This window comes from Streptomyces sp. NPDC041135, assembly GCF_055592085.1.
In genome coordinates this window covers 49,878-73,456 of sequence record NZ_JBVIYZ010000010.1, presented here as the reverse complement: position 1 = coordinate 73,456, position 23,579 = coordinate 49,878, and the positions used below count along the sequence as shown (strand labels likewise).

The 23,579-nt window shown below is 75.1% G+C and carries 20 protein-coding genes and 1 pseudogene; 9 read left to right on the top strand and 12 right to left on the bottom strand.

Annotation, left to right across the window (positions count from 1 at the left end; all coding sequences use genetic code 11):
• Window positions 1–80 precede the first annotated feature (80 nt).
• The 3 genes from ACZ6CZ_RS23040 to ACZ6CZ_RS23030 all read left to right on the top strand — a co-directional run bounded on the left by ACZ6CZ_RS23040 (window position 81) and on the right by ACZ6CZ_RS23030 (window position 4,885).
• Window positions 81–1,622, top strand: coding sequence for a DUF4331 domain-containing protein (locus ACZ6CZ_RS23040; RefSeq protein ID WP_469024191.1), 1,542 nt, complete (start codon window positions 81–83; stop codon window positions 1,620–1,622).
• Window positions 1,623–1,703: 81 nt separating this feature from the next.
• Window positions 1,704–3,218 (top strand): tetratricopeptide repeat protein, encoded by a 1,515-nt coding sequence (locus tag ACZ6CZ_RS23035; protein WP_469024188.1) that lies wholly within the window; start codon window positions 1,704–1,706, stop codon window positions 3,216–3,218.
• Window positions 3,215–4,885 (top strand): nickel transporter, encoded by a 1,671-nt coding sequence (locus ACZ6CZ_RS23030; RefSeq protein ID WP_469024186.1) that lies wholly within the window; start codon window positions 3,215–3,217, stop codon window positions 4,883–4,885. Before ACZ6CZ_RS23035 ends, ACZ6CZ_RS23030 begins: the two co-directional genes overlap by 4 nt.
• A gap of 60 nt (window positions 4,886–4,945) precedes the next feature.
• On the opposite strand, the gene ACZ6CZ_RS23025 is transcribed toward ACZ6CZ_RS23030, so the two are convergent.
• Window positions 4,946–5,752 carry an SGNH/GDSL hydrolase family protein gene (locus tag ACZ6CZ_RS23025; protein ID WP_469024183.1) on the bottom strand — a complete coding sequence of 269 codons (807 nt, stop codon included), beginning with the start codon at window positions 5,750–5,752 and terminating at the stop codon, window positions 4,946–4,948.
• A gap of 270 nt (window positions 5,753–6,022) precedes the next feature.
• On the opposite strand from ACZ6CZ_RS23025, the gene ACZ6CZ_RS23020 reads away from it, so the two are divergent.
• Entirely contained in the window at window positions 6,023–7,117 is a 1,095-nt protein-coding gene (locus tag ACZ6CZ_RS23020) for a DUF5925 domain-containing protein (protein WP_469024181.1), read from the top strand.
• A gap of 39 nt (window positions 7,118–7,156) precedes the next feature.
• Entirely contained in the window at window positions 7,157–7,927 is a 771-nt protein-coding gene (locus tag ACZ6CZ_RS23015; RefSeq protein ID WP_469024178.1) for a DUF72 domain-containing protein, read from the top strand.
• Window positions 7,928–7,943: 16 nt separating this feature from the next.
• Here ACZ6CZ_RS23015 and ACZ6CZ_RS23010 read toward each other — a convergent pair whose 3' ends face one another.
• Complete coding sequence (locus ACZ6CZ_RS23010) at window positions 7,944–8,315, bottom strand: GntR family transcriptional regulator (RefSeq protein ID WP_469024176.1); 372 nt, start codon at window positions 8,313–8,315, stop codon at window positions 7,944–7,946.
• 70 nt (window positions 8,316–8,385) lie between these two features.
• Between ACZ6CZ_RS23010 and ACZ6CZ_RS23005 the strand changes: the two genes are divergently transcribed.
• Window positions 8,386–9,315 (top strand): GNAT family N-acetyltransferase, encoded by a 930-nt coding sequence (locus ACZ6CZ_RS23005; protein WP_469024173.1) that lies wholly within the window; start codon window positions 8,386–8,388, stop codon window positions 9,313–9,315.
• The gene (locus tag ACZ6CZ_RS23000; RefSeq protein ID WP_469024171.1) at window positions 9,296–9,796 is read left to right on the top strand and encodes a ribonuclease FAU-1 family protein; all 501 of its coding nucleotides are present in this window, start codon (window positions 9,296–9,298) and stop codon (window positions 9,794–9,796) included. The genes ACZ6CZ_RS23005 and ACZ6CZ_RS23000 overlap by 20 nt, the downstream gene beginning before the upstream one ends.
• Before the next feature lie 75 nt (window positions 9,797–9,871).
• On the opposite strand, the gene ACZ6CZ_RS22995 is transcribed toward ACZ6CZ_RS23000, so the two are convergent.
• The gene (locus ACZ6CZ_RS22995; RefSeq protein ID WP_469024169.1) at window positions 9,872–10,498 is read right to left on the bottom strand and encodes a class I SAM-dependent methyltransferase; all 627 of its coding nucleotides are present in this window, start codon (window positions 10,496–10,498) and stop codon (window positions 9,872–9,874) included.
• A 139-nt stretch (window positions 10,499–10,637) separates the two neighbouring features.
• Between ACZ6CZ_RS22995 and ACZ6CZ_RS22990 the strand changes: the two genes are divergently transcribed.
• Complete coding sequence (locus tag ACZ6CZ_RS22990) at window positions 10,638–10,775, top strand: hypothetical protein (RefSeq protein WP_469024166.1); 138 nt, start codon at window positions 10,638–10,640, stop codon at window positions 10,773–10,775.
• A gap of 179 nt (window positions 10,776–10,954) precedes the next feature.
• Here ACZ6CZ_RS22990 and ACZ6CZ_RS22985 read toward each other — a convergent pair whose 3' ends face one another.
• Complete coding sequence (locus ACZ6CZ_RS22985) at window positions 10,955–11,818, bottom strand: esterase/lipase family protein (protein ID WP_469024164.1); 864 nt, start codon at window positions 11,816–11,818, stop codon at window positions 10,955–10,957.
• Between the two features lie 169 nt (window positions 11,819–11,987).
• The gene (locus ACZ6CZ_RS22980) at window positions 11,988–12,434 is read right to left on the bottom strand and encodes a MarR family winged helix-turn-helix transcriptional regulator (RefSeq protein WP_469024161.1); all 447 of its coding nucleotides are present in this window, start codon (window positions 12,432–12,434) and stop codon (window positions 11,988–11,990) included.
• A gap of 91 nt (window positions 12,435–12,525) precedes the next feature.
• Here ACZ6CZ_RS22980 and ACZ6CZ_RS22975 point away from each other — a divergent pair, with 91 nt between their 5' ends.
• Entirely contained in the window at window positions 12,526–12,900 is a 375-nt protein-coding gene (locus ACZ6CZ_RS22975) for a cupin domain-containing protein (RefSeq protein WP_469024159.1), read from the top strand.
• On the opposite strand, the gene ACZ6CZ_RS22970 is transcribed toward ACZ6CZ_RS22975, so the two are convergent.
• The 7 genes and pseudogenes from ACZ6CZ_RS22970 to ACZ6CZ_RS22940 all read right to left on the bottom strand — a co-directional run bounded on the left by ACZ6CZ_RS22970 (window position 12,878) and on the right by ACZ6CZ_RS22940 (window position 23,423).
• Window positions 12,878–13,885, bottom strand: a complete 1,008-nt coding sequence (locus ACZ6CZ_RS22970; RefSeq protein ID WP_469024156.1) for a DNA polymerase Y family protein — start codon at window positions 13,883–13,885, stop codon at window positions 12,878–12,880. The genes ACZ6CZ_RS22975 and ACZ6CZ_RS22970 overlap by 23 nt on opposite strands.
• Window positions 13,882–17,475, bottom strand: a complete 3,594-nt coding sequence (locus ACZ6CZ_RS22965; protein ID WP_469024654.1) for a DNA polymerase III subunit alpha — start codon at window positions 17,473–17,475, stop codon at window positions 13,882–13,884. The genes ACZ6CZ_RS22970 and ACZ6CZ_RS22965 overlap by 4 nt, the downstream gene beginning before the upstream one ends.
• Window positions 17,476–17,707: 232 nt before the next feature.
• Window positions 17,708–18,607 carry a S1 family peptidase gene (locus ACZ6CZ_RS22960; protein ID WP_469024154.1) on the bottom strand — a complete coding sequence of 300 codons (900 nt, stop codon included), beginning with the start codon at window positions 18,605–18,607 and terminating at the stop codon, window positions 17,708–17,710.
• Between the two features lie 273 nt (window positions 18,608–18,880).
• Complete coding sequence (locus ACZ6CZ_RS22955) at window positions 18,881–19,663, bottom strand: DUF1684 domain-containing protein (protein ID WP_469024651.1); 783 nt, start codon at window positions 19,661–19,663, stop codon at window positions 18,881–18,883.
• Window positions 19,664–19,720: 57 nt separating this feature from the next.
• Window positions 19,721–20,737: pseudogene (locus ACZ6CZ_RS22950) on the bottom strand (LLM class flavin-dependent oxidoreductase); the annotation flags it as partial.
• 65 nt (window positions 20,738–20,802) lie between these two features.
• Window positions 20,803–22,569: an FAD/NAD(P)-binding protein gene (locus tag ACZ6CZ_RS22945; RefSeq protein ID WP_469024151.1), complete on the bottom strand. Its 1,767-nt coding sequence runs from the start codon at window positions 22,567–22,569 to the stop codon at window positions 20,803–20,805.
• On the bottom strand, window positions 22,566–23,423 hold the full coding sequence (locus tag ACZ6CZ_RS22940) for an amino acid ABC transporter permease (protein WP_469024149.1): 858 nt from the start codon (window positions 23,421–23,423) through the stop codon (window positions 22,566–22,568). Before ACZ6CZ_RS22940 ends, ACZ6CZ_RS22945 begins: the two co-directional genes overlap by 4 nt.
• Window positions 23,424–23,579 lie beyond the last annotated feature (156 nt).

Genomic DNA, 23,579 nt, shown 5'->3' with positions numbered 1-23,579 from the left:
ATCGCTCGGGCGGCCAATCCGCTCCGCCGCCGCCTCCGAATGTCCCGGCGTCAGGCAAGTTGGCACTGAGGACGGACGGCATGACACCTCTACTCTCCAGGAGCGGTGCGGGACGCACGGGTCTGCTCACGCTCATCTGCGGGGCACTGGCCGCCGGCGGGCTCGCGGCCGCCGGCGTCGCGACGCTGCAGCCGGGGGCGGCCTCCGCCTCCTCCCACCGGGAGGCCCCGCTGATCTCGGGCACCCCGCAGTACGACAACACGGACCTGTACGCGTTCGTCAGCCCGGACAAGCCCGACACCACGACGATCGTGGCGAACTGGATCCCCTTCGAGGAACCGGCCGGCGGGCCGAACTTCTACACCTTCGCGGACGACGCCCAGTACGACATCCACGTCGACAGCAACGGCGACGCGCAGGGCGAGCTGCTGTTCCGGTACACCTTCCGGACGCACACGAAGAACGGCGACACGTTCCTCTACAACACCGGCCCGGTCACCAGCCTCGACGACCCGGACCTCAACATCACGCAGACCTACGACATCGACCTGATCCGGCAGCACGGCGGGCACACGGTGTCGACGACGAAGGTCGCCGACGACGTGCCGGTGGCGCCGTCGGACGTCGGCAGGGCGTCGATGCCCGACTACGCCAAGTTGCGGGCGCAGGCGGTGTACAAGACGGCGGGCGGGGCGGCCACCTTCGCCGGCCAGGCCGACGACCCGTTCTTCGCGGACCTGCGGGTCTTCGACCTGCTCTACGGCGGCGACCTCAGCGAGGTCGGCCGGGACACGCTCAAGGGCTACAACGTCAACACCATCGCCCTCCAGGTGCCCAACGAGCTGATCCGCCAGTCGTCCCACCAGCCGGTCGTCGGCATCTGGTCCACCACCCAGCGCCGCACCGCGCAGGGCTCCTACGCGCAGGTCTCGCGGCTGGGCAACCCGCTGGTCAACGAGGTCGTCAACCCGCAGAAGGACAAGGACCGCTTCAACGCCTCCCAGCCCGGCTACGACGGGCAGTTCCTGAAGAACGTCACCAACCCCGAGCTGCCCCGGCTGATCGAGGGCATCTACAAGATCAAGGCGCCCGCGGAGCCGCGCAACGACCTGGTCGACGTCTTCCTCAAGGGGGTCAAGGGGCTCAACCAGCCGCCGTACGTGAAGGCGGCGGAGGAGCTGCGGCTCAACACCTCCGTCCCGCCGAGCGCGCACCCCAAGCGGCTCGGCGTGCTGGACGGCGACAACGCCGGCTTCCCCAACGGCCGCCGGCTCACCGACGACGTGATCGACGAGGCGCTCCAGGTGGTCGAGGGCGAACTGGTCGGCGCGAAGAACGACCTGGGCGACGCGGTGGACGCCAACGACAAGAAGTTCGAGAAGTACTTCCCGTACGTCGCCGAGCCGACCGCCGGCTCGCGCGGGGCGCGCGCCAAGGGCACGACCGGAGGTGCCGACGTGCGCAGCCAGCTCGGTGACGCCCTGCGGCCCGCGGAAGCGTCCGCGGCGGGCTCCGGCGACACGGTCATGATCGCCGCGTCGGCGGCCTCCGGCGCGGCGGCCGTCCTGCTGATCGGCACCGCCCTCGCCTGGTGGCGGCGGCGGGTGCGGCGCGCCTACTGAGGCGCGCGACCGAGACCGGCGCGGCCCGCGCCCCCACGGCGGGCCGCGCCGCCCCACCCCTACAGGCGATCGAGGAGAGGCATGTCCGCGCGCGAGGACGACGACGAGCCCACCGGGCAGACCACGGTGAGTACCGCCACGGACGCGGGAGACGGTCCGCCCGCCCCGCCGTCCCCGGCCACCGGGCCCGGTGAGCGTCTCGCGGCGCTGCGCCGGGTGGCGGCCGCGGGGCGGCGCGGGCGGGCCGCGGGGCTCGCCGGCTGCGCGGTCCTGCTGGCCGTCGCGCTGACCGGCGCGGCGATCGCGGCCGGCGCCGCACGGGACGGCGCGGCCGGCGGCACGGCGACCGGTGGCACGGCGGCCGTGTCGAGCGCCGTGGCCCCCGGGCTGCTCGCCGACGGGGACCTGGACGCGGGCATCACCGCCCTGCAACGGCACCTGCGCACCCAGCCCAAGGACCACGGCGGCTGGGCCACCCTCGGCCTGGCCTACGTCGAGCAGGCCCGCACCCAGGGCGACCCCTCCCGCTACCCGCAGGCCGAGCGGGCCCTGCACCGCTCGCTGCGCCTGGCCCCCGGCGACGACCAGGCCCTCGCCGGACTCGCCGCCCTGGCCGCCGCCCGGCACGACTTCCACGGAGCGCTCCGCCACGCCGACCGGGCGCTGCGGCAGAACCCGTACAGCGAACGCGCCCTGTGCTCGCGCATCGACGCCCTGGTCGAACTCGGCCGGTACGACGCGGCCTCGCGGGCCGCCGTGACCGCCGACAGCCGCAGGCCGGGCGTGCCGGTCTTCACGCGGTACGCCTACGTGCACGAGCTGCGCGGTGACGTGGCGACGGCGCGGCGCGTGCTGGCGCGGGCCCTGGACGCGGCGTCCTCGCCGGGTGACGTGGCGTACGTCGCCGGCCAGCTGGGCCAGCTCGCCTTCGCCGAGGGCGACTTCGAGGGCGCCCTGCGCCACTACGCCCGCGCCCTGGCCGCCGACGACACCTACCTCCCCGCCTTGGAGGGCCGGGCGCGCGCCCAGGCCGCCACCGGTGAGCGGGAGGCGGCGATCACCGGCATGGAGGCCGTCGTCTCCCGCGCGCCGCTGCCCGGCCCGCTGGTGGCCCTGGGCGAGCTGTACGAGGCCCGCGGCGGCGCGGGCGACCGGGCCCGGGCCCGCGAGCAGTACGCCCTGGTCGACGCCTGGAGCGCGCTGGCCCGCGCCAACGGCGTGGACGTCGACCTCGACACCGCGCTCGCCGCCGCCGACCACGGCGACCGGGCCGCCGCCCTGCGGGCCGCCCGCGCCGAGTGGGCCCGCCGCCACACCGTGCACACGGCGGACGCCCTCGCCTGGGCCCTGCACGTCACCGGCCACGACGCCGAGGCCCTGCCGTACGCCCGCCGGGCCACCGCCACCGGCTACCGCAACGCCTCCTTCCTCTACCACCGCGGCGTCGTGCAGCTCGCCACCGGTCACGCCACCGACGGCCGCGCCTCCCTGCGGGCGGCCCTGCGGCTCAACCCCGGCTTCTCCCCGACGGGCGCGGCCGCGGCCCGCAGGGCGCTGGCGGGCACCGCCGGTACGGCGGCGGGAGCCGCGCGATGACGGCCCGGCGCCGGCCGCTCGCCTCGGCCGCCGCGGTCCTCACCGCCGCCTGCGCGCTGGTGCTCCTGCCGGCCGGCTCCGCCGGCGCCCATCCGCTGGGCAACTTCACCGTCAACCGCTACGACGGCCTGGTCGCCGCCCCCGGGCAGCTCCGCGTCGACCACGTCGAGGACCTGGCCGAGATCCCGGCGACCCAGGCAGGCCCCGACGTCGAGCGGCTGGGGCTGGCCGGGTGGGCGGCGCGGCGGTGCGCCGGGGCCGCCGCGGGCAGCGGCCTCACCGTGGACGGCCGGGCCGCCGCGCTGGCCGTCGAAGCCGCGCGGGCCCACCGGCGCCCGGGGCAGGCCGGGCTGGACACCCTGCGCGTCGAGTGCCGCCTCACCGCCGCGCTGCCCGCGCACGGCACCGTCGCCGTCCGTTTCCGCGGCGCGGGCACCACCGGCGGGCCGGGCTGGCGGGAGATCACCGCGCGCGGCGACCGGACGACGCTCACCTCGTCGGACGTGCCGGCCACGTCCGTCTCGCACGAACTGACCACCTATCCGGCCCGGTTGCTTTCCTCCCCGGCCCACACCGGCACCGCCTCGCTGCGGGTGCGCCCGGGCGGCCCGGCGCTCGACGCGCAGCGGCGCGACGCCCCCGGCGCCGCCGTACTGCCGCGCGGCGCCGACCGGTTCACCCGCGCCCTGGACGACCTCGTCGCCCGCCGCGACCTCACTCCCGGCTTCGCCGCGCTCGCCGTGCTGATCGCGGCCGTGCTCGGGGCGCTGCACGCGTTGGCGCCGGGCCACGGCAAAACTCTGATGGCGACGGCTGCGGCGGCCCGCGGCGGCCGGGCCCGGCCGCGCGACGTGCTGCCGCTGGCCGCCTCGGTCACCGTCACCCACACCCTCGGCGTCGTCGCCCTGGGCCTGCTGGTCACGGCCGGGTCCGCGGCGACGCCGTCGGTGATCGCCTGGCTGGGCCTGGCCGGCGGGGCCCTGGTGACCGCGGCGGGCGCACGCCTCGTCCGCCGGGCCTGGCCCGACCGCCCCGCAACCGCACCCGGGCACGGGCACGAACACGCGCGGGACGACGGCCGGGACGACGGCCATGACCACGCCCACGCACACCCGCACGCCCACGAACACCCGCATGCCCACGACGGCCACCACGGTCACGGTCACGGTCACGGTCACGGTCACGGGCACGGTCACGGGCACGGGCACGGGCACGGGCACGGGCACGGTCACGGTCACGGGCACGGACACGGTCACGAAGGTGCGGCGGACCACGCCCTGACGCACACGCACGGCGGCTTCACCCACACGCACCCCACCGCGCCCACCCTGCGCGGCACGATCCTGCTCGGGTTCGCGGGCGGGCTGGTGCCGAGCCCGTCCGCCGTGGTCGTGCTGGTCGGCGCGGCGGCGCTGGGGCAGGCCTGGTTCGGGCTGCTGCTCGTCGTCGCGTACGGGGCCGGGCTGGCGCTGACGCTCACCGCGGCCGGGTTCGCCGTGGTGCGGCTGGGCGCGGGAGTGGCCCGGGCGCTGGAGCGCCGGCCCCGCTGGACCGTCCACCCGGTGGCCGCGCTCGTGCGCCGGTCCGTACCGCTGGTGTCGGCGCTGACCGTCGTGGTCCTGGGCGCCGGGATGCTGCTCAAGGGGGTGGCCACCGCGCTGGGCTGAGCCGGTGCGTCCCCGGAGCGCGCACACCGGGTGCCGCGCGCTCCGGGTTCACCCCCGCGGTTACGCCACGTTGGTGAAGACGGGCAGGTAACCGCCGGACTGGCCGGTCGCCGTCGGGTGGTACGACGTGCCGATGTCGAGCCAGTTGACGCTGTGCAGCCAGGAGTCGCCGGAGCAGATCTCGTGGCCGGCGAAGGTCGTGCGGATGTCGCCGAAGGTGAAGCCGTGGTCGAGGGCGCGCTTCTGGACGGTGAGGTTCAGCAGGTCGGCCGCGTCGTTGATGGCGGCGCGCTTGGTGTCGGACAGGCCGATGCAGGTCGCCCCGAGCTTGTAGAAGCGCGGGTAGCCGAGCACGACCACGTGGGCGGAGGGTGCCTTGGCGCTGATCGCGGAGTAGACGCTGTCGAGCTTGCCGGGCAGGGTCGTCTCGACGTACGTCCGGGCGGTGTTGATCCGGGCGATGCAGGTGCTGTCGGAGCTTGTCACACAGGTCGTCATGACGTCGGAGAAACCGGCGTCGTTGCCGCCGATGGTGATCGACACGAGGCCCGTGGCGGAGTTGAGCGAGCCCAGCTGGCCCGAGAGGACGTCGCCCGTCTTCGCGCCGGAGCAGGCGGCGAAGGAGAACGAGGACGGGGCGTGGGCGGCGTTCCACAGGTACGGATACGCCTTGGTGCTGCGGTCACAGCTGCCGCTGGAGCTGATGTAGCTGCCGGCTCCCACGCCGGAGGAGTAGGAGTCACCGAGCGCCACGTAGCCACCGGTCGCCGCGAGGGGGGACGCCTGCGCCGAGGCCGCGCCCGTGAGGGCGAGACCGGTGGCGAGGAGGAGCGAGGTCACGTATGCCGTAAACCGGGAACGTCTCATGGAACCTCCCTTTAGCAGGATCTCTGCCTCAACGTTGGTAGCAGCTACGCGTGTTGACAGGAAGTGTTCATGCCAAAAAAATTCGGTCTTGAACGAGACCGACCGCGCTCGTGCACCTCCCGTTCGACCAGGCGTTCGCCAACGCTCCGGCGCCTGACCCTTGACTTGCCGTCAAGTGGGCTGCGGGTGGCTGCCGTACCGCCCGGCGCCGCAATCGGCACGGAGCGGAAAAAGGGTGCGCGGGGCGCCTGTGTGCCGGATCATGGCGGCATGTCTGCCAACCCGCACGACGCACTGCCGATCCGGCTCAACGTCGATGACTCCGACTCGCCCTCCGACGTCGTCGACGCGCTGTTCCTCGGCCGCTTCGCGACGGGCGAGCAGCCGTACTCGCACGCGGCGAACATCGACCGCGTGCGCTCCGGCGCGACCCTGCTGCCGCACGGCGCCCGGGTGTTGCGCATCGCCCGCGACGACGACCGCAGCGCGACCCTCGCGGAGGGCGACGGCTGGACGCTGCTGGTCTCCCGGTGGAACCGGGGCGCGGACGTCACCGTCACCGCGACCACCGCCGAACTGGCCAAGAAGATCCTCGACCAGGCCACCGACGGCGCGGCGGACGAGCCGGAGCCGCAGCCCGAGAACGTCACCATGGGGTTCTGGTACGCCTCGCAGCGGCGGGGTCCGCACCGCACCACCCGGCAGATCTCCGCGGGCACCTGGGACGAGGTGCGGGCCAACTACACCGAACCGGTGGCCGAGGCGATGGACCGGCTGATGAAGACCGGGCCGCAGGACGTCACCGGCCGGCTGCTGCTCCTGCACGGCCCGCCCGGCACCGGCAAGACCTCCGCGCTGCGCACGCTGGCCCGTTCCTGGCGGGAGTGGTGCCAGGTGGACTGTGTGCTGGACCCGGAGCGGCTGTTCACGGACGTCGGCTACCTGATGGACATCGCGATCGGCGAGGAGGAGCCGGCGGGCAAGGGCCGCTGGCGGCTGCTGCTGCTGGAGGACTGCGACGAACTGATCCGGGGCGAGGCCAAGCACACCGCGGGCCAGGCGCTGTCACGGCTGCTGAACCTGACCGACGGTCTGCTCGGCCAGGGGCGCAACGTCCTGGTCGGGGTCACCACCAACGAGGACCTGGAGCGGCTGCACCCGGCCGTGGTCCGCCCCGGCCGCTGTCTGGCCCGTATCGAGGTGGGCCCGCTGACCCGCCGGGAGGCGGTGGCGTGGCTGGGCACCGAGGAGGGCGTGGGCCGCGAGGGGGCGACCCTGGCGGAGCTGTACGCGCTGCGCCGGGGGACGACGCCGACGTCGGTGCCGGGCGCCCGCGAGGGCGCCGACGCGGGGCTGTACCTGTAGCGCCCGGCCACCGCCGGGTCCCGGTGCTTTGATGGACGTATGACCGTCTTCGTCGGGACCTCGGGGTGGCAGTACAAGGACTGGCGGGACGTCGTGTACCCGGCCGGGACGCCGGTGCGGCTGTGGCTGGAGGAGTACACGCGGCTGTTCGCGACGGTGGAGATCAACAACGCCTTCTACCGGCTGCCGTCGCCGGAGACGTTCGCGGCCTGGCGCGAGCGTGTGCCGCCCGGTTTCGTGGTCGCGGTCAAGGCCAGCCGGTACCTCACCCACATCAAGCGCCTGAAGGACCCCGAGGAGCCGGTGCACCGCCTGATGTCGCACGCGGCGGGCCTCGGCGACCGCCTGGGCCCGGTCCTGCTGCAACTTCCGCCGACCCTGCGCGCCGACCCGGCCCTGCTGGACGCCTGCCTGGCCCGCTTCCCGGCCGGCACCCGGGTCGCGGTCGAGCCGCGCCACGAGTCGTGGTGGACGCCCGAGGTGCGCACGGTCCTGGAGTCCCGCGCGGCCGCCCTGTGCTGGGCCGACGTGCTGGCCCGCCCGGTGACGCCGCTGTGGCGCACGGCGGACTGGGGGTACGTCCGCTTCCACCAGGGCCGCGCCCGGCCGTGGCCGCGCTACGGCCGGCGGTCCCTGGAGACCTGGGTGGACCGCCTCGCGACCACCTGGTCCGACACCGAGGACGTCTACGCGTACTTCAACAACGATCCCGGCGGGGCGGCGGTGGCGGACGCGGTGGCCTTCGCCGCGGCCACCGCCCGAGCGGGCCGCACGGTGACCCGCACCCCGGCCCCGGCACCCCGCCCCTGACCCCGCTACGGCCGCTTCAGCCCTGTCCGTACCCGGCCCGCAGGGCGTCGCGTACGGCCGCCAGGGCCGCCCGCTGGTCCAGGCCGAGCCTGCGCACCCGCTCCGCGTAGGCCTGGGCGGCCGACGCGGCCTCGCGGGCCGCCGCCGAGTCCGCGGCGGCGACGAACGTCCCGTTGCGCCCCCGCGTCTCGATCACCCCGTCCGTCTCCAGCGCCCGGTAGGCCTTGGCCACCGTGTTCACCGCGAGGCCCAGCGACTCCGCGAGCCCCCGCACGGTCGGCAGCCGGTAGCCCACAGGCAGGGCTCCGGACCGCGCCTGCTCGGAAATCTGCGCCCGCACCTGCTCGGACGACGGGGCGCTGTCGTCGATGTGGATCTGCAACGTCACCCGGTGATTGTCCCGTACCCGCCGGAAAATGAGAGGCACCCCCGCTCCCGCCCCCGTACGGTGACACGACATGACAGTGATCGTCCGCGATCTGCGCCCCGATGTCCCGGCCGACGCCGAGGGGTTCGCCCGCGTCCGCACGCTCGCACTGCCCTACATCCTGTTCACCCCGGAGTCGGTCCGGCACGTCGCCCGCCACACCCCTCCCGGCGCCCGTTACCGGCCGCTCGTGGCGGAGGAGGACGGCGAGATCATCGGCACGGCCCAGGTGCACCTGGCGCACGACAGCCCGGAGCCCGGCCAGGGCTGTCTCAACGTGTACGTGCGCCCGGACCGTACCGGCCGCGGGGCCGGCCGGCTGCTCGTGCGGGCCGCCGAGGACCACCTCGCCGCGCAGGGCGCGACCAGGTTGTTCGCCTGGGCCCTGGACGAGCCGGGCAACCGCGCCTTCGCCGAGCGCCGCGGCTACCGGACCGGCCGCTCCGCCCACTTCCTGCGCCTCGACCTCGCGAGCGGCCGCCTTCCGGCGCTCCCGGACACCCCGCCGGGCGTCGGACTGCGCACCGCGGCGGACTTCGCGGCCGATCCCCGGCCGCTGTTCGAGCTGGACGCGGAGACGACGTCGGACGAACCCGGCGACGTGGCGGCCGAGTTCACGGACTACACGGCCTGGCTGGCGGAGACCTGGGAGCATCCCCTGCTCGACCGCGACCTGACGGTCGCCGTGTGCGTCGACGGGCGCCCGGTCGCCTTCACCGTCGCCCGCACCGACGGCGGCACCCGCTACGCCACCGCGATGACCGGCACCGCCCGCGCGTACCGCGGCCGCGGACTGGCCGGGCTCGCCAAGCTGCACTCCCTGCACCGGGCCCGCGCCGCGGGCCTCACCGAGGCGTTCACGGGCAACGACACCGGCAACGCCCCCATGATCGCGATCAACGAACGCCTCGGTTACCAGATCTGCGCCACGGAGGTGCGCCATGTCCGCGAACTCGGCTGAGACGACGGCCCGGGTGGAGGTCGTCCTCGTGAAGGCGGGCCGGACGAAGATCCGTTACGCGGCGGACCTCCTCCAGGACGACGGCCGGCGGATCGTCGTCCGGGCGCCCTGGGCGGGCGAGGGGGTCCGGGACTTCGGCTTCGTCCGCTTCGAACCCGGTGACGTCTTCACCGAGTACTACTGGCGGGACCGCTGGTACGCGGTCAAGGAGGTCCGGGCCGGGGACGGCACCCTCAAGGGCTGGTACACCGACATCACCCGCCCGGCCGTCCGCTCCGGCGCGCGGCTGGTCGTGGAGGATCTCGACCTGGACCTGTGGCGCTCCGCCGACGGCACCGACGTACGGCGGCTGGACGAGGACGAGTTCGCGTCCAGCGGGCTGGCCGAGGCCGATCCGCAGGCCGCGGCGGCCGCCGTGGCCGCCCTGGACACGCTGGAGGCCCTCGCCCGCGACGGCGGCTTCGACGCGCTGCTCACCTGAGAGCGGCGGCCGGCCCAGGGCGGGCATACGGCGCCGTGCGGCTCACCCGCGGGCGGTGAGCCGGCGGCGCCCGGCTCACACCGCGGCCAGCACCGCGTACCGCTCGTCGGACACGGGACCGCCCCACAGCAGCGGGTCGCCGGACAGCCGCTCCACCCGCACCTCGCGGGTGAGCGGGGCGAGGAGGGCGGTGAGCCGGCCGGCGGGTATGCCGACCGGGTGGACCGCTCCCCACACCCCCTCGACGAGCACGAACCGCCCCCCGGGCCGCAGCAGCCCGCGCCAGTGCCGCAGGACGCGGGCCGGGTCGGGCAGCGTCCACAGCACGTGCCGGGCCAGCACGGTGTCGAAGCGCCGCTCCTCCACCGGCGGTGCGCACGCGTCACCGGTCAGGAACGCCGCGTCCCGGCCGGCGAGCTTGGCGCGGGCCCGCCCGACCATGGCCGCGGACAGGTCCACGCCCGTCACGCGGTGGCCCCGCTCGGCGGCGAGGAGCGACAGGCTGCCGGTGCCGCAGCCGAGGTCGAGGACGTCGCCGGGGGGCTCGGGCAGCCAGCCGCGCAGTCTGGCCGCCCAGGCCGCCCGCACCCCGGGGTCGCGCAGCCCGTGGTCGGGTTCCTCGTCGAAGACGGCGGCCTCGGCGTCCCAGTCGACGGCCGCCGCGCCACTGTCCGCAGCCGCCCGGTCACTCTCGTACGTCATGTCCTCAGGGTGCCAGCCGCCACTGACAGTCCCGGGGTGACCGCCGCCACTGACACATCCGGTACCGATGAGGAACTCTCGCCCCACGGGTCTACCTCCGTGACATCGCGGAACCCGGTAGGCACTGAAGGAGGCAGCCATGCGCCGCACGACCGTGCAGAAGCCCCTGAAGAGGTCCGACAGCCGCCGGGTCCGCGAGGAGGCGGAGGAACCGCGTCCGGCCGGCCGCCCCGAGGTGCGCAAGGACATCGCCCGCACCTGGTGGCCCGAGGGCTGAGCGCAGCCTCAGCGCAGCCTCAGCGCAGCCTTAACGCCGCCATAAGGATGCGCTCCGCCCGCGTCCGGCGGGTGACCGGACGGTTTCCCCGGGCTAGTTTCTGATCGCCCCCACGGAATCCACCCCGCACGAGGACCTGTCCGGCGGCTCAGGCCGGACAGGCCCGGGTGGCGCGGCCGTCAGCTGAAGACGGACGCGCAGGTGGTGGCGGTGGCGTGGGCCGGGTCGAGCGCGTTGGCCACCTCGTGGAAGGCGATGCGGTCGACGAGGCCGATCGCCACGTGCTCGGAGAGGTCGAGCGGGCACAGGTCCTGGAGCAGGACGTTGGTGACGTCGGGGCCGCTGAGGTACTGGCTGCGCCAGGGCGTCACCACCTCGTCGTCACGGGTGGCGATGACCGTGTAGCGCACCCCGGGGACGGTGTCGCCGCCCGCGTTGAGCTTGGTCAGGAAGGGGGAGCCGACGATCTGGTCGGCGAGCCCGGGGGTGGCGGCCGTGATCAGGTCCTGCGCGCCGGGGAAGTAGGGCAGCAGGTGGGTCAGCCCGCTGAGGCTGGTGCCGTGGTTGTCGGGGGCGATGCCGACGAGGGCGTGGACCTTGGCGGCGCCGCCGAGGAACTTCAGGTAGTAGCGGGGCATCATGCCGCCCTGCGAGTGGCCGACCAGGTCGGCCCGGTCGGCGCCGGTCGCGGCGAGCACCCGGTCGACGTGGGCGGCGAGCTGGCCGGCCGAGGCGTCGATGGGACCGAGGCCGAAGAAGACCGGGACGTGCGGCAGTTGGCCGTAGTCGAGGGAGAAGACGCAGTAGCCGCGGCTCGTGAGGTACGGGGCGAGGGAGAGCCAGTTGTCGACGGAGTTGCCCAGGGTGCCGTGGACGAGGACGACGGGGCGCGGGTGGGCGGCGGACGGCTTGCAGGTGAAGTCGTTCCAGCCGCTGCTGACGGTGGGGGTGGCGGCGTGCGCGGTGGTGGCGGGGACGGCGGCGACGGCGGCGGTCAGCAGCAGCGCGGCGAACGGTCTGAGCACTCGCTTCCAGGGCAGCATCGTGTGATCTCCTCGCGGCTCAAAGGGAGGTGCGACGGCCTTGCCCTGTGATCCGGATCACGGGATGCTGTTCATTCGTCAAGTTACGGGCGAGTAGTGCAACTGTGAAGTTACGCGTCGGTAAAAACTTCCGCCGCCGGCCGGCGCCCCGGCCGGCGCCCGCGCCCCGTCACCAGGCAGGCCGGATCGGGCCACCGCGGGCGATGCCGCCCAGGGTGTGCCGCAGCGCCCGCACCTCCGCCTCGCCCAGCACCTGGGCCCACTCCGCCACCGCGTCGGCGGCCGCCGCCTCCGCGGCGCGGGTGCAGGCCCACCCCCGCTCGGTCAGCACGATCAGCCGGGCCCGCGCGTCCTCGGGGTGCGGCCGGCGTTCGGCGTACCCCTTGCGCACGATCTCGTCGACGAGCTGACTGGCCGCCTGCTTGGTCACCCCGAGGTGTGCGGCGAGGTCGGTGACCGTGGCCCCGTCCGGGGCGAGCCGCGCGAAGGCGAAACCGTGGGCGGGCCGCAGCCCCTCGAAGCCCCGGGCGACGACCCCGTCGTGGATGCGCTGGGTCAGGTCGCCGGCGACGGCGAGGAGGGCGGCGGACAGGGCCATGGCGTCGGATTGCTGCACAGGGGCATTGAAGCACCCTTGACGACATGGTCAAGCTGCTTGACTATAGAGGCACTTAATCAAGCAACTTGACCAGTTGAGGGAGTCCGCCATGCCCGTCGTCCGCTCCGGCGAAGCCGTGACCCACGAGATCCACGGCGCCCGGTTCGTCTCGTACGCCACCCCCCTGACCGGCAGCAGGGAGCTGTGCGCCTGGCGCGGCGAGATCCCGCCCGGCACCCGGGCCCCCGCCCACACCGTCAGCCGGGAGGAGATCTTCCATCTGCTCGTCGGAGAGCTGGTGATCACCCTCGACGGGCATCCGGAGCACGTCCGGGCCGGCGACACCGTGATCGTCCCCGCCGGCGGCACCCTCGCCCTGGAGAACCGGACCTCCCACACCGCGCTCTCCTGGGTCACCACCTCCGTCGGCCTGGAGGCGGAGCTGGCCGACGGCACCCGGATCACGCCGCCGTGGGCCAACTGAGCCTGGCCGCCGGTGCGGTGCGCGCCAGCGTCCCCGGCAGCACCGCCCGGGGCCCGAACTTCGCCCGGGCCCGGTCCGCGACCTCCTCGACGCGGCGCACCTTCTCGTCCACGGGGTCGAAGGTGAGCTGGTGGGAGGCCTGGTCGGCACCGGCCAGGCCCTCGGCGCGCAGGGCGAGGGCGCGCACCCGGGCCCGTTGCAGGCCCAGGGAGTCGTACAGGGCGTAGGCGGTCCGGGTCAGCGCCGGGGAGTGGGCGGTCGGCTCCGCGAGGGTGCGGCCGCGGGTGGTCGAGGAGCGGTCGGCGTAGCGCACGGTGAGGGTCAGGGTGCGGCAGACCTTCTCCAGGGCGCGCAGCCGGGCGCCGATCTCCTCGGCGGCCGACAGCAGTTCCCGCCGGTGCCGGCCGGCGTCCACCTCGTCCAGGCCGAAGCGGCGTTCGGCGACCAGGGTGCCGGTGTCCGGCACGACCCGGCCGCGGTCGACGCCGCCGGCCTTCTCGCGCAGCTCGCGGCCCGCCCGGGCGCCGATCAGGCGCTGGAGCGTGGACAGCGGGGCGGCGGCGACCCGGCCGAGGGTGTCGAGGCCGTACGCGCCCAGGGTGCGGGCGGTCACCGCGCCGACGCCGGGCAGCGCGGCCACGGGCCGGCCGGCGAGGAAGTCCGCGGCGGCGCCGGGCGCGTCGGGCACCGCGCAGGTCACCCCGGGCCGGGCGGCGCGCAGCGCCACGCGGGCGAGCATCGGGCCGGGACCGGCGCCGATCAGGCAGTCGACGCCGTGCAGGGCGAGCGCGCGGACCCGGATCACCGAGGCCAGTTCCACGGCGTCGCGCCCGAAGTAGCGCTCGGCGCCCCGCAGATCGGCCAGGGCGCCGTCGGGGGGCAGCGCCTGGACGACGGGGGTGAAGTCGGCCAGCAGCCCGAGCAGCCCCGGCAGGGCCGTCTCGTCGGCCGGCGGCAGCTGGAAACGTACGCAGAGGATGGTCATCCCGCACTCCCCGGACTCTGGTGCCACAACTTCTTTCCTCCCGCGGGCCCGTCGCCCGCGGGGCGCAGATCGGCCCAGGGGTGCATCTCGTACCCCGTGGGCATGCGGATCCGCCGGTCCGCCATCGGGTCGCGGGCCGCGGAGCCGGCCGGGGCGGGCAGCCCCTCGGAGCCGGCCAGCCGGGCCCGGGCGGGGCCGTCGCCGTCCGGGCCGTCCCCGTCCGGGCCGTCCGCCGCGGCGGCGCCACCGGTGCCGGCCGGCGCCGCCAGCCGGGCCGCCACCTCGGCCAGGCCGCCCTCGGCGCGCAGTCCGGCGAGTTCGGCGAGGTTCCAGGCGGCGGAGCCCACCACGCTGAAGCCGCGTGACCCGCGCCGCTGCACCACTCCGCGCACCAGCAGCAGCCAGGAGTGGAAGACGGTGTGCGCGCAGGTGTCGTGGGAGTCCTCGAAGAAGGCGAGGTCGACCAGACCCGTGCCGTCGTCCAGGGTGCTGAAGATGACCCGTTTGCCGGACCGGATCGGCGGGGTCTGGGTGGCCGCCTTGGCGCCGGCGACCAGGACCGTCTCACCGTTGCGGGCCTCGCGCAGCCGGCGCGCCGGCACCACGCCCAGCTCGTCGAGGAACGCGCGGTGGTCGTCCATCAGGTTGCGGGAGGCGTCCATGGACAGCACGCCCAGCTCGGCGCTGAGCCGCTCGGCGGAGGACAGGTCCGGCAGCCCGGCCGGGGCCGTCCGCCGGCCGCCCGCCAGCGGCAGCTGGCCGCCGCCCGGGCCGCGGGAGCCGCGGTGCAGCTCGGTCAGGTGCAGTTGGAGGTCGCGCCGGTTGGCGCCGAAGGCGTCCAGGGCGCCGACCTGGGCGAGCCGCTGGGCGAGCGGGCGGCTGGGCCGGGCCCGCTCCCAGAAGTCGAGCAGCGAGGCGTAGGGCCGGCCGTCGGCGATGCGCCGCGCCTCGGCCTCGGTGATGCCGTGCACGTCGCACAGGGCGAGCCGGAGCCCCCAGGTCCCCCCGGAATCCTTCGCGCCGGACACCGGATCCCTTGCGTCGGACACCAGTTCGATCTGGTGGGTGACTCCCGACGCGTTCACGTCCAGCGGCAGGATCGGCACCCCGCGCCGCCGCGCGTCCGCCAGCAGCAGCCGCTTCGGGTACATCCCGGGGTCGTGGGTGAGCAGCCCGGCGTAGAAGGCGGCCGGGTGATGGGTTTTCAGCCACGCCGACTGGTAGGTCGGTACGGCGAAGGCGACCGCGTGCGCCTTGCAGAAACCGTAGGAGCCGAAGGCCTCGACGATCTCCCAGGTGCGCCGGACGGTCTCCGCGTCGTAGCCGTTGGCCGCCGCCTGCCGGCCGAACCACACCTTGATCCGCCCCTGGGACTCCGGGTCGGACAGCCCGCGCCGCACCCGGTCCGCCTCGCCGCGCCCGCAGCCGGTCAGGACGGCGATGATGTCGATGACCTGCTCGTGGAAGACGACCACGCCGTAGGTCTCCTTCAGCGCCCCCTCCAGGGCGGGGTGCGGATAGCGCGCCGGCGTCCGCCCGTGCCGTGCCTCGATGAACGGCCGCACCATGTCGGCGGCGACCGGGCCGGGCCGGAACAGCGAGATGTCGACCACCAGGTCGTGGAAGGTGGCCGGCTGGAGCCGCCCGACGAGGTCCCGCTGGCCGGGCGACTCGATCTGGAAGCAGCCCAGCGTCTCGGCGGAGCGGATCAGCCGGTACGTCTCCGGGTCGCCCGGCGCGATCGCGTCCAGGTCGAGCCGCTCCCCGGTCGCCCGGGTCACCTCGGCGACCGCGTGCGCCATCGCCGACTGCATCCGCACCCCCAGTACGTCCAGCTTGAGCAGCCCGAGGTCCTCCACGTCGTCCTTGTCGAACTGGGACATCGGCAGGCCCTCGCCGCTGGTCGGCACCACCGGCGTACGGGAGAGGAGGGAGGCGTCGGAGAGCAGCACGCCGCACGGGTGCATGGCGACTCCGCGCGGCAGGGCGTCGAGGGCCTCGACCAGCTCCCAGAACCTGCCGTACCTCCCCCCGCCCGGCTCCCCCTCCCGCCGCAGCTCCGCCGCCAGCCGGCGCAGCTCGGGCAGCTCGTCCAGGGCGGCGCGGGCGTCGCGGGCGCGGATGTGCGGGAAGGACTTGGCGATGCGGTCGATGTCGGCCGGGTCCATGGACAGGGCCGCGCCCACGTCCCGGACGGCGTGGCGGACGCGGTAGGTCTCCGGCATGGCGACGGTCGCGACCCGCTCGGTGCCGAACCGGCCGATGATCGCGCGGTAGACCTCCAGGCGGCGCGCGGACTCCACGTCGATGTCGATGTCGGGCAGCACCACCCGTTCCCGGGACAGGAACCGCTCCATCAGCAGCCCCTGCTCGACCGGGTCGGCGTGCGCGATGCCGAGGAGGTGGTTGACGAGGGAGCCCGCGCCGGAGCCGCGCGCGGCCACCCGGATGCCCATGTCCCGCACGTCGTCGACGACCTGGGCGACGGTGAGGAAGTAGGAGGCGAAGCCGTGGTGGGCGATGATGTCCAGTTCCTGGTGCATCCGCTCCCAGTAGTCGCGCCGGCCCGCGTAGCCGCGCAGCACCATGCCCGCCGCCGCCCGCGAGGCCAGCGCCCGCTGGGCGGTGCGGCGGCCGGCGCCGACGAGGTGCGGCTCGGGGAAGTGGACGGCGCCCATGCCGAGGTCGTCCTCGGGGTCGACCAGGCACTCGGCGGCCGTCGCCCGGGTCTGCTCCAGCAGCCGGTGGGCGGTGTCGCGCCGGTAGCCCGCGGCCTCCACCACCCGTTCGGCGACGCCCAGCATGGCCGCCGGGTCCTTCAGCCAGGCCTCGCCGGAGTCCAGCTCCCCGGCCGGGTCGATCGGCACCAGGCGGCGGGCGGCGTCCAGCACGTCGGCGACCGGTCCCTGGCCGGGGTCGGCGTAGCGGACGGCGTTGCTGAGCACCGGGCGGACCCGCTGCTCGGCGGCGAAGCCGACGGTGCGGGCCGCCAGGCGCAGCGAGCCGGGGCCCGTGCCCTCCCGGCCGTGCCAGACGGCCTCCAGGCGCACCGCGTCGCCGTAGGCCTCCCGCCAGGGCGCGAGGAGTCTCGCGGCGCGGTCGGGACGGCCCGCGGCGAGGGCGCGGCCCACGTCGGAGCCGGGGCCGAGCAGTACGGTCAGGCCGTCGGCGTGGTTGGCGGACCAGGGCAGCAGGGGCGGTCCTTCGGCGGTGTGCGCGGCGCCGACCAGCCGGCACAGGTCCGCCCAGCCCCGGGCGCCGTCCCGGGCGAGGAAGGTCACCCGGGGTGCCGACTCGTCGAGGAAGGCACCGCCGCGCACGGGGGTGCGGCGCCGCTCGCGCCGCACCGGGTGCTCGCCCCGCGCGGGCTCGGGCGGCCGTACGGCCAGCTCCGCGCCGAACAGCGGGCGCACGCCGGCCGCGGCACAGGCCTTGGCGAAGCGGACCGAGCCGGCGAGGGTGTCGCGGTCGGTGAGGGCGAGGGCGTCCATGCCCCGTTCCGCGGCGCGCTCGGCCAGCCGCTCCGGGTGCGAGGCTCCGTAGCGCAGGGAGAACCCGGAGACGGTGCGCAGATGCGCGAAGCCCGGCACACGCACCTCCCGCACTCGTGAGCCTCCAGCGGCTCTCGAACATCAGTTCCCTACTCGCTCACCCACCATACCTCCATTCTCGAACACGCGTGCGACAAGCTCCCGGGCGCCCCCCAGGCGCCTTCCCGGCACCTCCCGGACCTCTTCCCACCTGCGTGAACACCGTGAACACGGGACATGACGGAGCCCCCGCACGCGGATCGCGTGCGGGGGCTCCGGCGGAGCGGGCCCGTCAGGGCAGGGTCACTCCGTAGTAGCTCAGCGCCTCGGTGACCGGCTGGAAGAAGGTCGTGCCGCCGGAGGAGCAGTTGCCGCTGCCGCCGGAGGTCAGCCCGTAGGCCACCGACCCGCCGTAGAGCGGGCCGCCGCTGTCGCCGCCCTCCGCGCAGACCGTGGTCTGGATCAGGCCGGAGACGACGTCACCGCCGCCGTAGTTGACGGTGGCGTTCAGCGCCGTGACCCGGCCGCTGTGCGTGCCGGTGGTGGAGCCGCGGCGGTAGACGGTCGTACCGACCGACGGGGTGGCCGCGCTGCTGATGGTCTGGCTGCCCACCGCGCTCGGGTGCGCGATGGAGCTGTTGGTGTAGCGCACCAGGGCGAAGTCGTTGCCCGGGAAGCTGTAACCGACGTTGGTGCCCAGCACCGTGGTGTGGCTGGAGTTGCTGTACCAGGTGGAGGCGACCTCGCCGCAGTGGCCGGCGGTGAGGAAGTAGTAGGTGCTCCCGCTGTGCACGTTGAAGCCGAGGGAGCAGCGGTAGGAGCCGCCGTAGATGGCGTCGCCGCCGGTGATCAGCTTCTGGAACCGGCCGGGCGTGTGCTTGATGGTGAGCGCACCCGAGTTGGTGCCCGCCTGCTGCTTGATCCTGGCGATCTCGGACGCCGACACCGTGCTGTCCACGGTGACGACCACGCGGTTGGTCCTGCTGTCGACCGCCCAGGCGGTGCCGGGGATGTCGGCACTGCGGACGGAGTCGCTGGCCGTGGTCAGCTGGGTGGCGCTGAACGTCTGGGCGTCACTGGCGTTCGCGGTGGGGGCGGCGAACGCGGCCGCGGCCATGAGTCCGGTGGCCACGGCGATCAGCCGGGTCCGTCTCGCGAGACCGTTGCGTGGGGTGGTGCGCTTGATCCTCACGTGTCGTTCCCTCCCAGGGGAAGTCGGGGGCCCGCGTGGGGTCGGGGCCCGTGAGGCGCAGCCGGGGGCTGGTTCGTTGCCCGAACCTGCATGCCCCTGACAAGCGCTGAGGGGGAGTATTCGGCCGAACGGCCGGTCGGCGCAAGGGCGCCTTTCGGCCGTCAACCGTTGAACCACCCTTGCCCGCTGCGGCCCCCTCCCCAGCTCCCCGGGCGCTTGCTGGCCCCGATCAGCGCAGTGATCGGCACAGTGATCGGGGCAGTGCTCAGGTGGTCAGCGCAGTGCCCGCTCCCCCGCTTCGACCGCGATGTCCAGCGTGTTCCCGGGCGGCGGGAAGGGGCAGATGAAGTGGTCGGAGAACGCGCAGGGCGGCAGCACGGCGCGGTTGAGGTCCACGGTCGTACGGCCGTCGGCGTCCGGGGCGTCCGGGTTGAGGAACCGGAAGCGGTAGCTCGTGTCACCGCTGGTGGCGTCGGCGAACACCGCCCAGAGCCGGCCGTCGCCCAGTCGCGCGACCTGGAGCGTCAGCCGCCGCCCGGCCACCGTGAAGGCGAGTTCCCCGGCGAGGCCGAGCCCGCGCTCGCGGCCGTCCGCGTTGCCGACCCGCACCGTGCGCGGGCCGTCGTACGGGGTGAACCGTCCCGGCACCGACCAGCGCGGGTCGTAGGGAGTGGCGTCGATGCCCCGGAAGCGGCGGCGGGCCCTGGCGTCCGGGTCGTAGTCCCGCACCCCCCAGACGCCCTCGCGGACCAGCACGACCAGCCGGCGCTCGCCGAGCGCGACCCGGGCCTCGGCCTCGGGCCCCTGGTCGGCGCCGAGACGCACCTCGCCGGAGAGGGGCCGCCCGTCCACGGTCAGGCCGTCGTCCGGGCCGGCGGTGAGCACGACCGCGTCACCGTCGAGGGACCAGGTCCCGGGGATGTCCGGAAGTCGCCCCTCCGGATAGTCCTCGATCCAGTGGGTGCCGGTCAGCGCGAGCGGCCCGTAGGGCGCCGAGACCGACTCCTCCCGGTGCTGGTGCCACTGCTTCCACGCGCCGGACGGGTCCGTCGTCATGATGTCGTTCCTCTCGGGTGCCGGTTCGGGGGGTCGCGAAGGGAGCGCGGCGCGGGGTGCCGGTATTCCGGCCAGGCCCAGGTGCTCGCGCAGGGTGCTGCCGGGGTAGAAGGTGCGGAACAGGCCGCGGTGCTGGAGCAGCGCCACCGTGCCGTTGACCAGCCGCTCCAGATCGCGCGGCGGCTCGACCGGGACCAGGTGGAAGCCGTCGGCGGCGCCCTCCGCGTGCCAGGCGGCGATCAGCTCCGCGAGGTCGACGGGGCCGCCCCGGTACAGCGGGCCCCGCGCGGTCCGCCGGGGGCCGCCCCCGCCGTGTCCGCGCTCCGCCGCGTACTCGCCGTCACCGAGGTCGACGGCCAGGCTCACCAGCACCAGCGGACTGCCCGTGGCGCGCCCGGAGCGGGCCGCGCGGGCGCGCAGTTCGTCCCGTACGGCGGCGGCCTCGTCGGGGTGCGCGGCGCGGACCAGGGCGACCTCGGCGTACCGGGCCGCGGTCGGCCGGTCGGCCGGCTCGGTGGCGTCGACGACCCGCGCCAGCCGGCCCCGCGCGGGCGAGGCCAGGAGCGAGGCGTCCCCGGTGAACAGGCCGGCCCGGCCGGGACCGGCCCGCTCGACGGCGGCGACGGCGGCCGGCAGCCGGGCGGACGCGGCACCGGAGGCCGGACCGGGCCCGGGTCCGGTGAAGGCGGCCGGGGTGGACGCGGGCCCGGGGCCGGTGGTCGTCAGGGCCGCGGTCGCGGCACCGGTGGTCAGGGCCCGCACGGGCCCGGCGGCGGCCGCCGGCAGGTGGCCGGGGCCGGGGCCGGGTGCGGTCTCCGGTGGGCGGGCGGGGGCGTCGCCGGTCGCCGGGAGGGCGGGGACCAGGCCGATCCGCCGAGTGGCGGCGGCCACCTCGGACAGCGCGGCGGCCGCGTCGGCCCCGGGACGCGCGCGGGCGTCGCCGATCGTGACGAAGTCCAGTCCGCCGCTCTCGGCGAGCCGGGCCAGCTCGACCAGGGACCCGGCGCCCTGTGCCGCCCGCCGGTCGACGGCGGCGGCCAGGTGCAGCAGCCCCCGGCCGTGGGGTGCGCTCATCAGCGGAAACCTTTCGTGGGAGGTACGGACCCGGGGCCTTTCGGCCGGCGCGTGAGCGGGCCCGCTCACGCGCCCGCACCGGCACCCCGTTCCCGCAGGAAGGTCAGCACTGCCCGGGCGGTGGCGTCGTTCTGCCGGAACGCGGGCCCCCCGGTGCGCGGCCGGGTGAAGGCCCCGGGGGTACGGCCGTCGGTGTACGGGCCGATCGCGAAGCGCCGCGGATGCGGGCGCCCGTCCCGGTCCAGGACCCGCCCGTCACCGGGGTCGACCCGCAGCAGCCCGTCGGGCGTCTCGGCGGCGCCCTCGGCGTGCAGGGCGCGCAGCAGCCCGTCGCGGGCCCGGCCGACGGTGGGTTCGGGCAGCCGCGCCTCGACCAGCGCCCGGGCCGCGACCGAGAAGCCGGGCACGGTCGGGCTGGTCGCCCGGAACTCCCCGTCCGCCGCGGTGACGGTCATGTCCGCGCCGACGAACCTCAGCACACCCGCCCGGGACAGCGCGAGCATCTGCCGCAGCCGGGGTCCCGGCGGCCCGGACGCCAGGTAGCTGAAGAAGCCGTGCCACCACGGGCCGATGTCGCCGAGCCGCACCAGCTGCCCGTAGACCGACAGCAGCCCGAGGAACACCCCGAGGTCGGCGCTGTGCCGCGGATCGTGGCGGCGGCGCAGATCGGCGTCGACGTAGGCGCGCAGCCCGTCCTGGAACTCCTCGTGCGAGGCGTACCGCACCCCGTCCAGGGGGCGGTCGAGCGCCGCGAGGTCCAGCCGGTCCGCCGGGTCGGGTACGGCGGCGGCGACGAGGGCCCCGGTCTCGGCGGGGCCGTCGGCGGCGGCGTACTTCTCCTCGAAGTCGGCCCAGGCGACCGCGGTCCGCTCCGGGTGGGCGCTGAACAGCCGCTGGTAGTGGGCGAATCCCAGCTCCTTCACCACCAGCGGCCAGACGTCGCGCCGGAAGTCGAACCCGTCCGGCCGGGCCAGCAGCTCCGCGGTCTCGGCGGGGCCGAAGAAACGGGGCAGTCCGGGCCGCGGGCCGGTCCAGTCGTAGCCGATCTTCGAGTGGTACGGCACTCCGCGCCGCGAGCCCACGTACAGCACCGGCTCCCGGCCCGAGGGGACGTAGGTGTCGCCGTCGTGGCGTCCGCCCCGTCCCTCGGTGAGCAGCACCATCAGGTCGACGAAGGCCAGCCCGAAGCCCCGGACCAGGACGGGCTCGCCGGCCCGCAGCGCGGACAGGTCGCTGTCGGCGGTGAAGTCGGGCGGCAGGTGGACCAGCCCGTGGGTGCGGGCGTAGGCGGCCAGTTCGGCCTGCGCGGGGTCGAGTTCGGCGTCGAGGTGGCCGAGGGCGAGCACGACGAGGTCGGCGGTCAGCGGGTCCGCGGCGCCCTCCAGCCAGACCTGCTGGCGTCCGTCGCGCGGACCGCTCACCCGCAGCGCCCGCCGGGGGTGGTGGTGGACGGTGACGTCCGGCGGCAGGGCTTCGACGGCCCGGTCGTACACCCAGCGCAGATAGCGGCCCTGGAGCTGCCGGTCGGCGAAGGTGCGGCCGTCCACGCCCGCCCATTCGTGCAGGGTGGGACCCTCGCGCACCGGGCCCGCCATGGTCACCGACTCGTCGGTGAACATGGTGACGTCCTCGGCGTGGGAGTTCATCCACAGCAGCGGCGACTGCCGCTCGCGCCAGATGCGTCCGGCGCCCGGCGGGTGGGGGTCGACCAGGTGGATGTCGAGTCCCTGGCCGCCGTACAGCTCGGCCGCGTTGGCGCCGAGGCGCTCCAGCAGACCGGTACCGCGCGGTCCGGCGCCCACGATCACCAGCTGGAATCTGGTCGCGCTCATCGCGCCCGCCCCGTTCCGCGCGCGTAGTGCTTCTCGACGTAGTGCTGGGCGACGCCGAGCACCGTGGTGACGACGGTGTACCAGAGGGTGGCCACCATCAGCAGCGGGATCACCTGGTAGGTGCGGTGGTAGATCAACTGGGCGGAGAACAGCAGGTCGTTGACGGCGATGACGCTGACGATCGAGGTCCCCTTGAGGGTGCCGATCAGCATGTTCCCGGCGGGCGGCACGATGGTGCGCATCGCCTGCGGCAGCAGGACGAGCCGGCCGCGCTGCCAGCGGCTCAGCCCGAGCGCCTGGGCGGCCTCGGTCTGCCCCCGGTCGACGGAGAGGATGCCGCCCCGGACGACCTCGGCGGCGTACGCGGCCTCGTGGAGGGTGAGTCCGACGACCGCGACGGCGACGGGGCTGAGCAGGTCCACCGTCCGCACCCCGAAGACCTGCGGGTACAGGGCGCCGATGTTGAACCACAGCAGCAGCTGCACCAGGATCGGGATCGAGCGGAACAGCCAGACGTAGCCCCAGCTGACGGCGCGCAGCACGGGGTTGGCGGAGAGCCGGCAGGCGGCGAGCACCGTGCCCAGCGCGAAGCCCAGGACCATGACGACCGCGGTGAGCCACAGCGTGAGCCACAGTCCGCGCAGGACGGAGTCCGAGGTGAAGTAGTCGGCGACGACGCCCCATTGGAACGCCTTGTTGCGCACCACGGAGGTGACGGCGAGAGCGAGCAGGACGAGGACGACGACGGCCGCGGCCCACTGGCCGTACCGGCGCTGCGGAACGATGCGCGGGGTGGCCGCGCGCTCCGGGACGCCCGGTGCGGAAGAGGCCTGGGTGAGGGTGTCGGAGGACATGGAAGGCTCCGTGGTGGGGTCCCCCGGCCGGGCGGAGCCGGACCGTGGGGACGGTCGAACACGGGTGGGTGCCTTCACACGGGCGCGCCGTGCGGCGCGGTACGGCCGAGCCCCTCAGCAGGGCCGTCCACCGACTCTACGGCGCCATTTCCCCGT

Bases quoted from the DNA above. Each gene is read 5' to 3' on its own strand.
- ACZ6CZ_RS23040 (WP_469024191.1), top strand. From the start codon at position 81: ATGACACCTCTACTCTCCAGGAGCGGTGCGGGACGCACGGGTCTGCTC.
- ACZ6CZ_RS23035 (WP_469024188.1), top strand. From the start codon at position 1,704: ATGTCCGCGCGCGAGGACGACGACGAGCCCACCGGGCAGACCACGGTG.
- ACZ6CZ_RS23030 (WP_469024186.1), top strand. From the start codon at position 3,215: ATGACGGCCCGGCGCCGGCCGCTCGCCTCGGCCGCCGCGGTCCTCACC.
- ACZ6CZ_RS23025 (WP_469024183.1), bottom strand. From the start codon at position 5,752: ATGAGACGTTCCCGGTTTACGGCATACGTGACCTCGCTCCTCCTCGCC.
- ACZ6CZ_RS23020 (WP_469024181.1), top strand. From the start codon at position 6,023: ATGTCTGCCAACCCGCACGACGCACTGCCGATCCGGCTCAACGTCGAT.
- ACZ6CZ_RS23015 (WP_469024178.1), top strand. From the start codon at position 7,157: ATGACCGTCTTCGTCGGGACCTCGGGGTGGCAGTACAAGGACTGGCGG.
- ACZ6CZ_RS23005 (WP_469024173.1), top strand. From the start codon at position 8,386: ATGACAGTGATCGTCCGCGATCTGCGCCCCGATGTCCCGGCCGACGCC.
- ACZ6CZ_RS23000 (WP_469024171.1), top strand. From the start codon at position 9,296: ATGTCCGCGAACTCGGCTGAGACGACGGCCCGGGTGGAGGTCGTCCTC.
- ACZ6CZ_RS22995 (WP_469024169.1), bottom strand. From the start codon at position 10,498: ATGACGTACGAGAGTGACCGGGCGGCTGCGGACAGTGGCGCGGCGGCC.
- ACZ6CZ_RS22990 (WP_469024166.1), top strand. From the start codon at position 10,638: ATGCGCCGCACGACCGTGCAGAAGCCCCTGAAGAGGTCCGACAGCCGC.
- ACZ6CZ_RS22985 (WP_469024164.1), bottom strand. From the start codon at position 11,818: ATGCTGCCCTGGAAGCGAGTGCTCAGACCGTTCGCCGCGCTGCTGCTG.
- ACZ6CZ_RS22975 (WP_469024159.1), top strand. From the start codon at position 12,526: ATGCCCGTCGTCCGCTCCGGCGAAGCCGTGACCCACGAGATCCACGGC.
- ACZ6CZ_RS22970 (WP_469024156.1), bottom strand. From the start codon at position 13,885: ATGACCATCCTCTGCGTACGTTTCCAGCTGCCGCCGGCCGACGAGACG.
- ACZ6CZ_RS22955 (WP_469024651.1), bottom strand. From the start codon at position 19,663: ATGACGACGGACCCGTCCGGCGCGTGGAAGCAGTGGCACCAGCACCGG.
- ACZ6CZ_RS22945 (WP_469024151.1), bottom strand. From the start codon at position 22,569: ATGAGCGCGACCAGATTCCAGCTGGTGATCGTGGGCGCCGGACCGCGC.
- ACZ6CZ_RS22940 (WP_469024149.1), bottom strand. From the start codon at position 23,423: ATGTCCTCCGACACCCTCACCCAGGCCTCTTCCGCACCGGGCGTCCCG.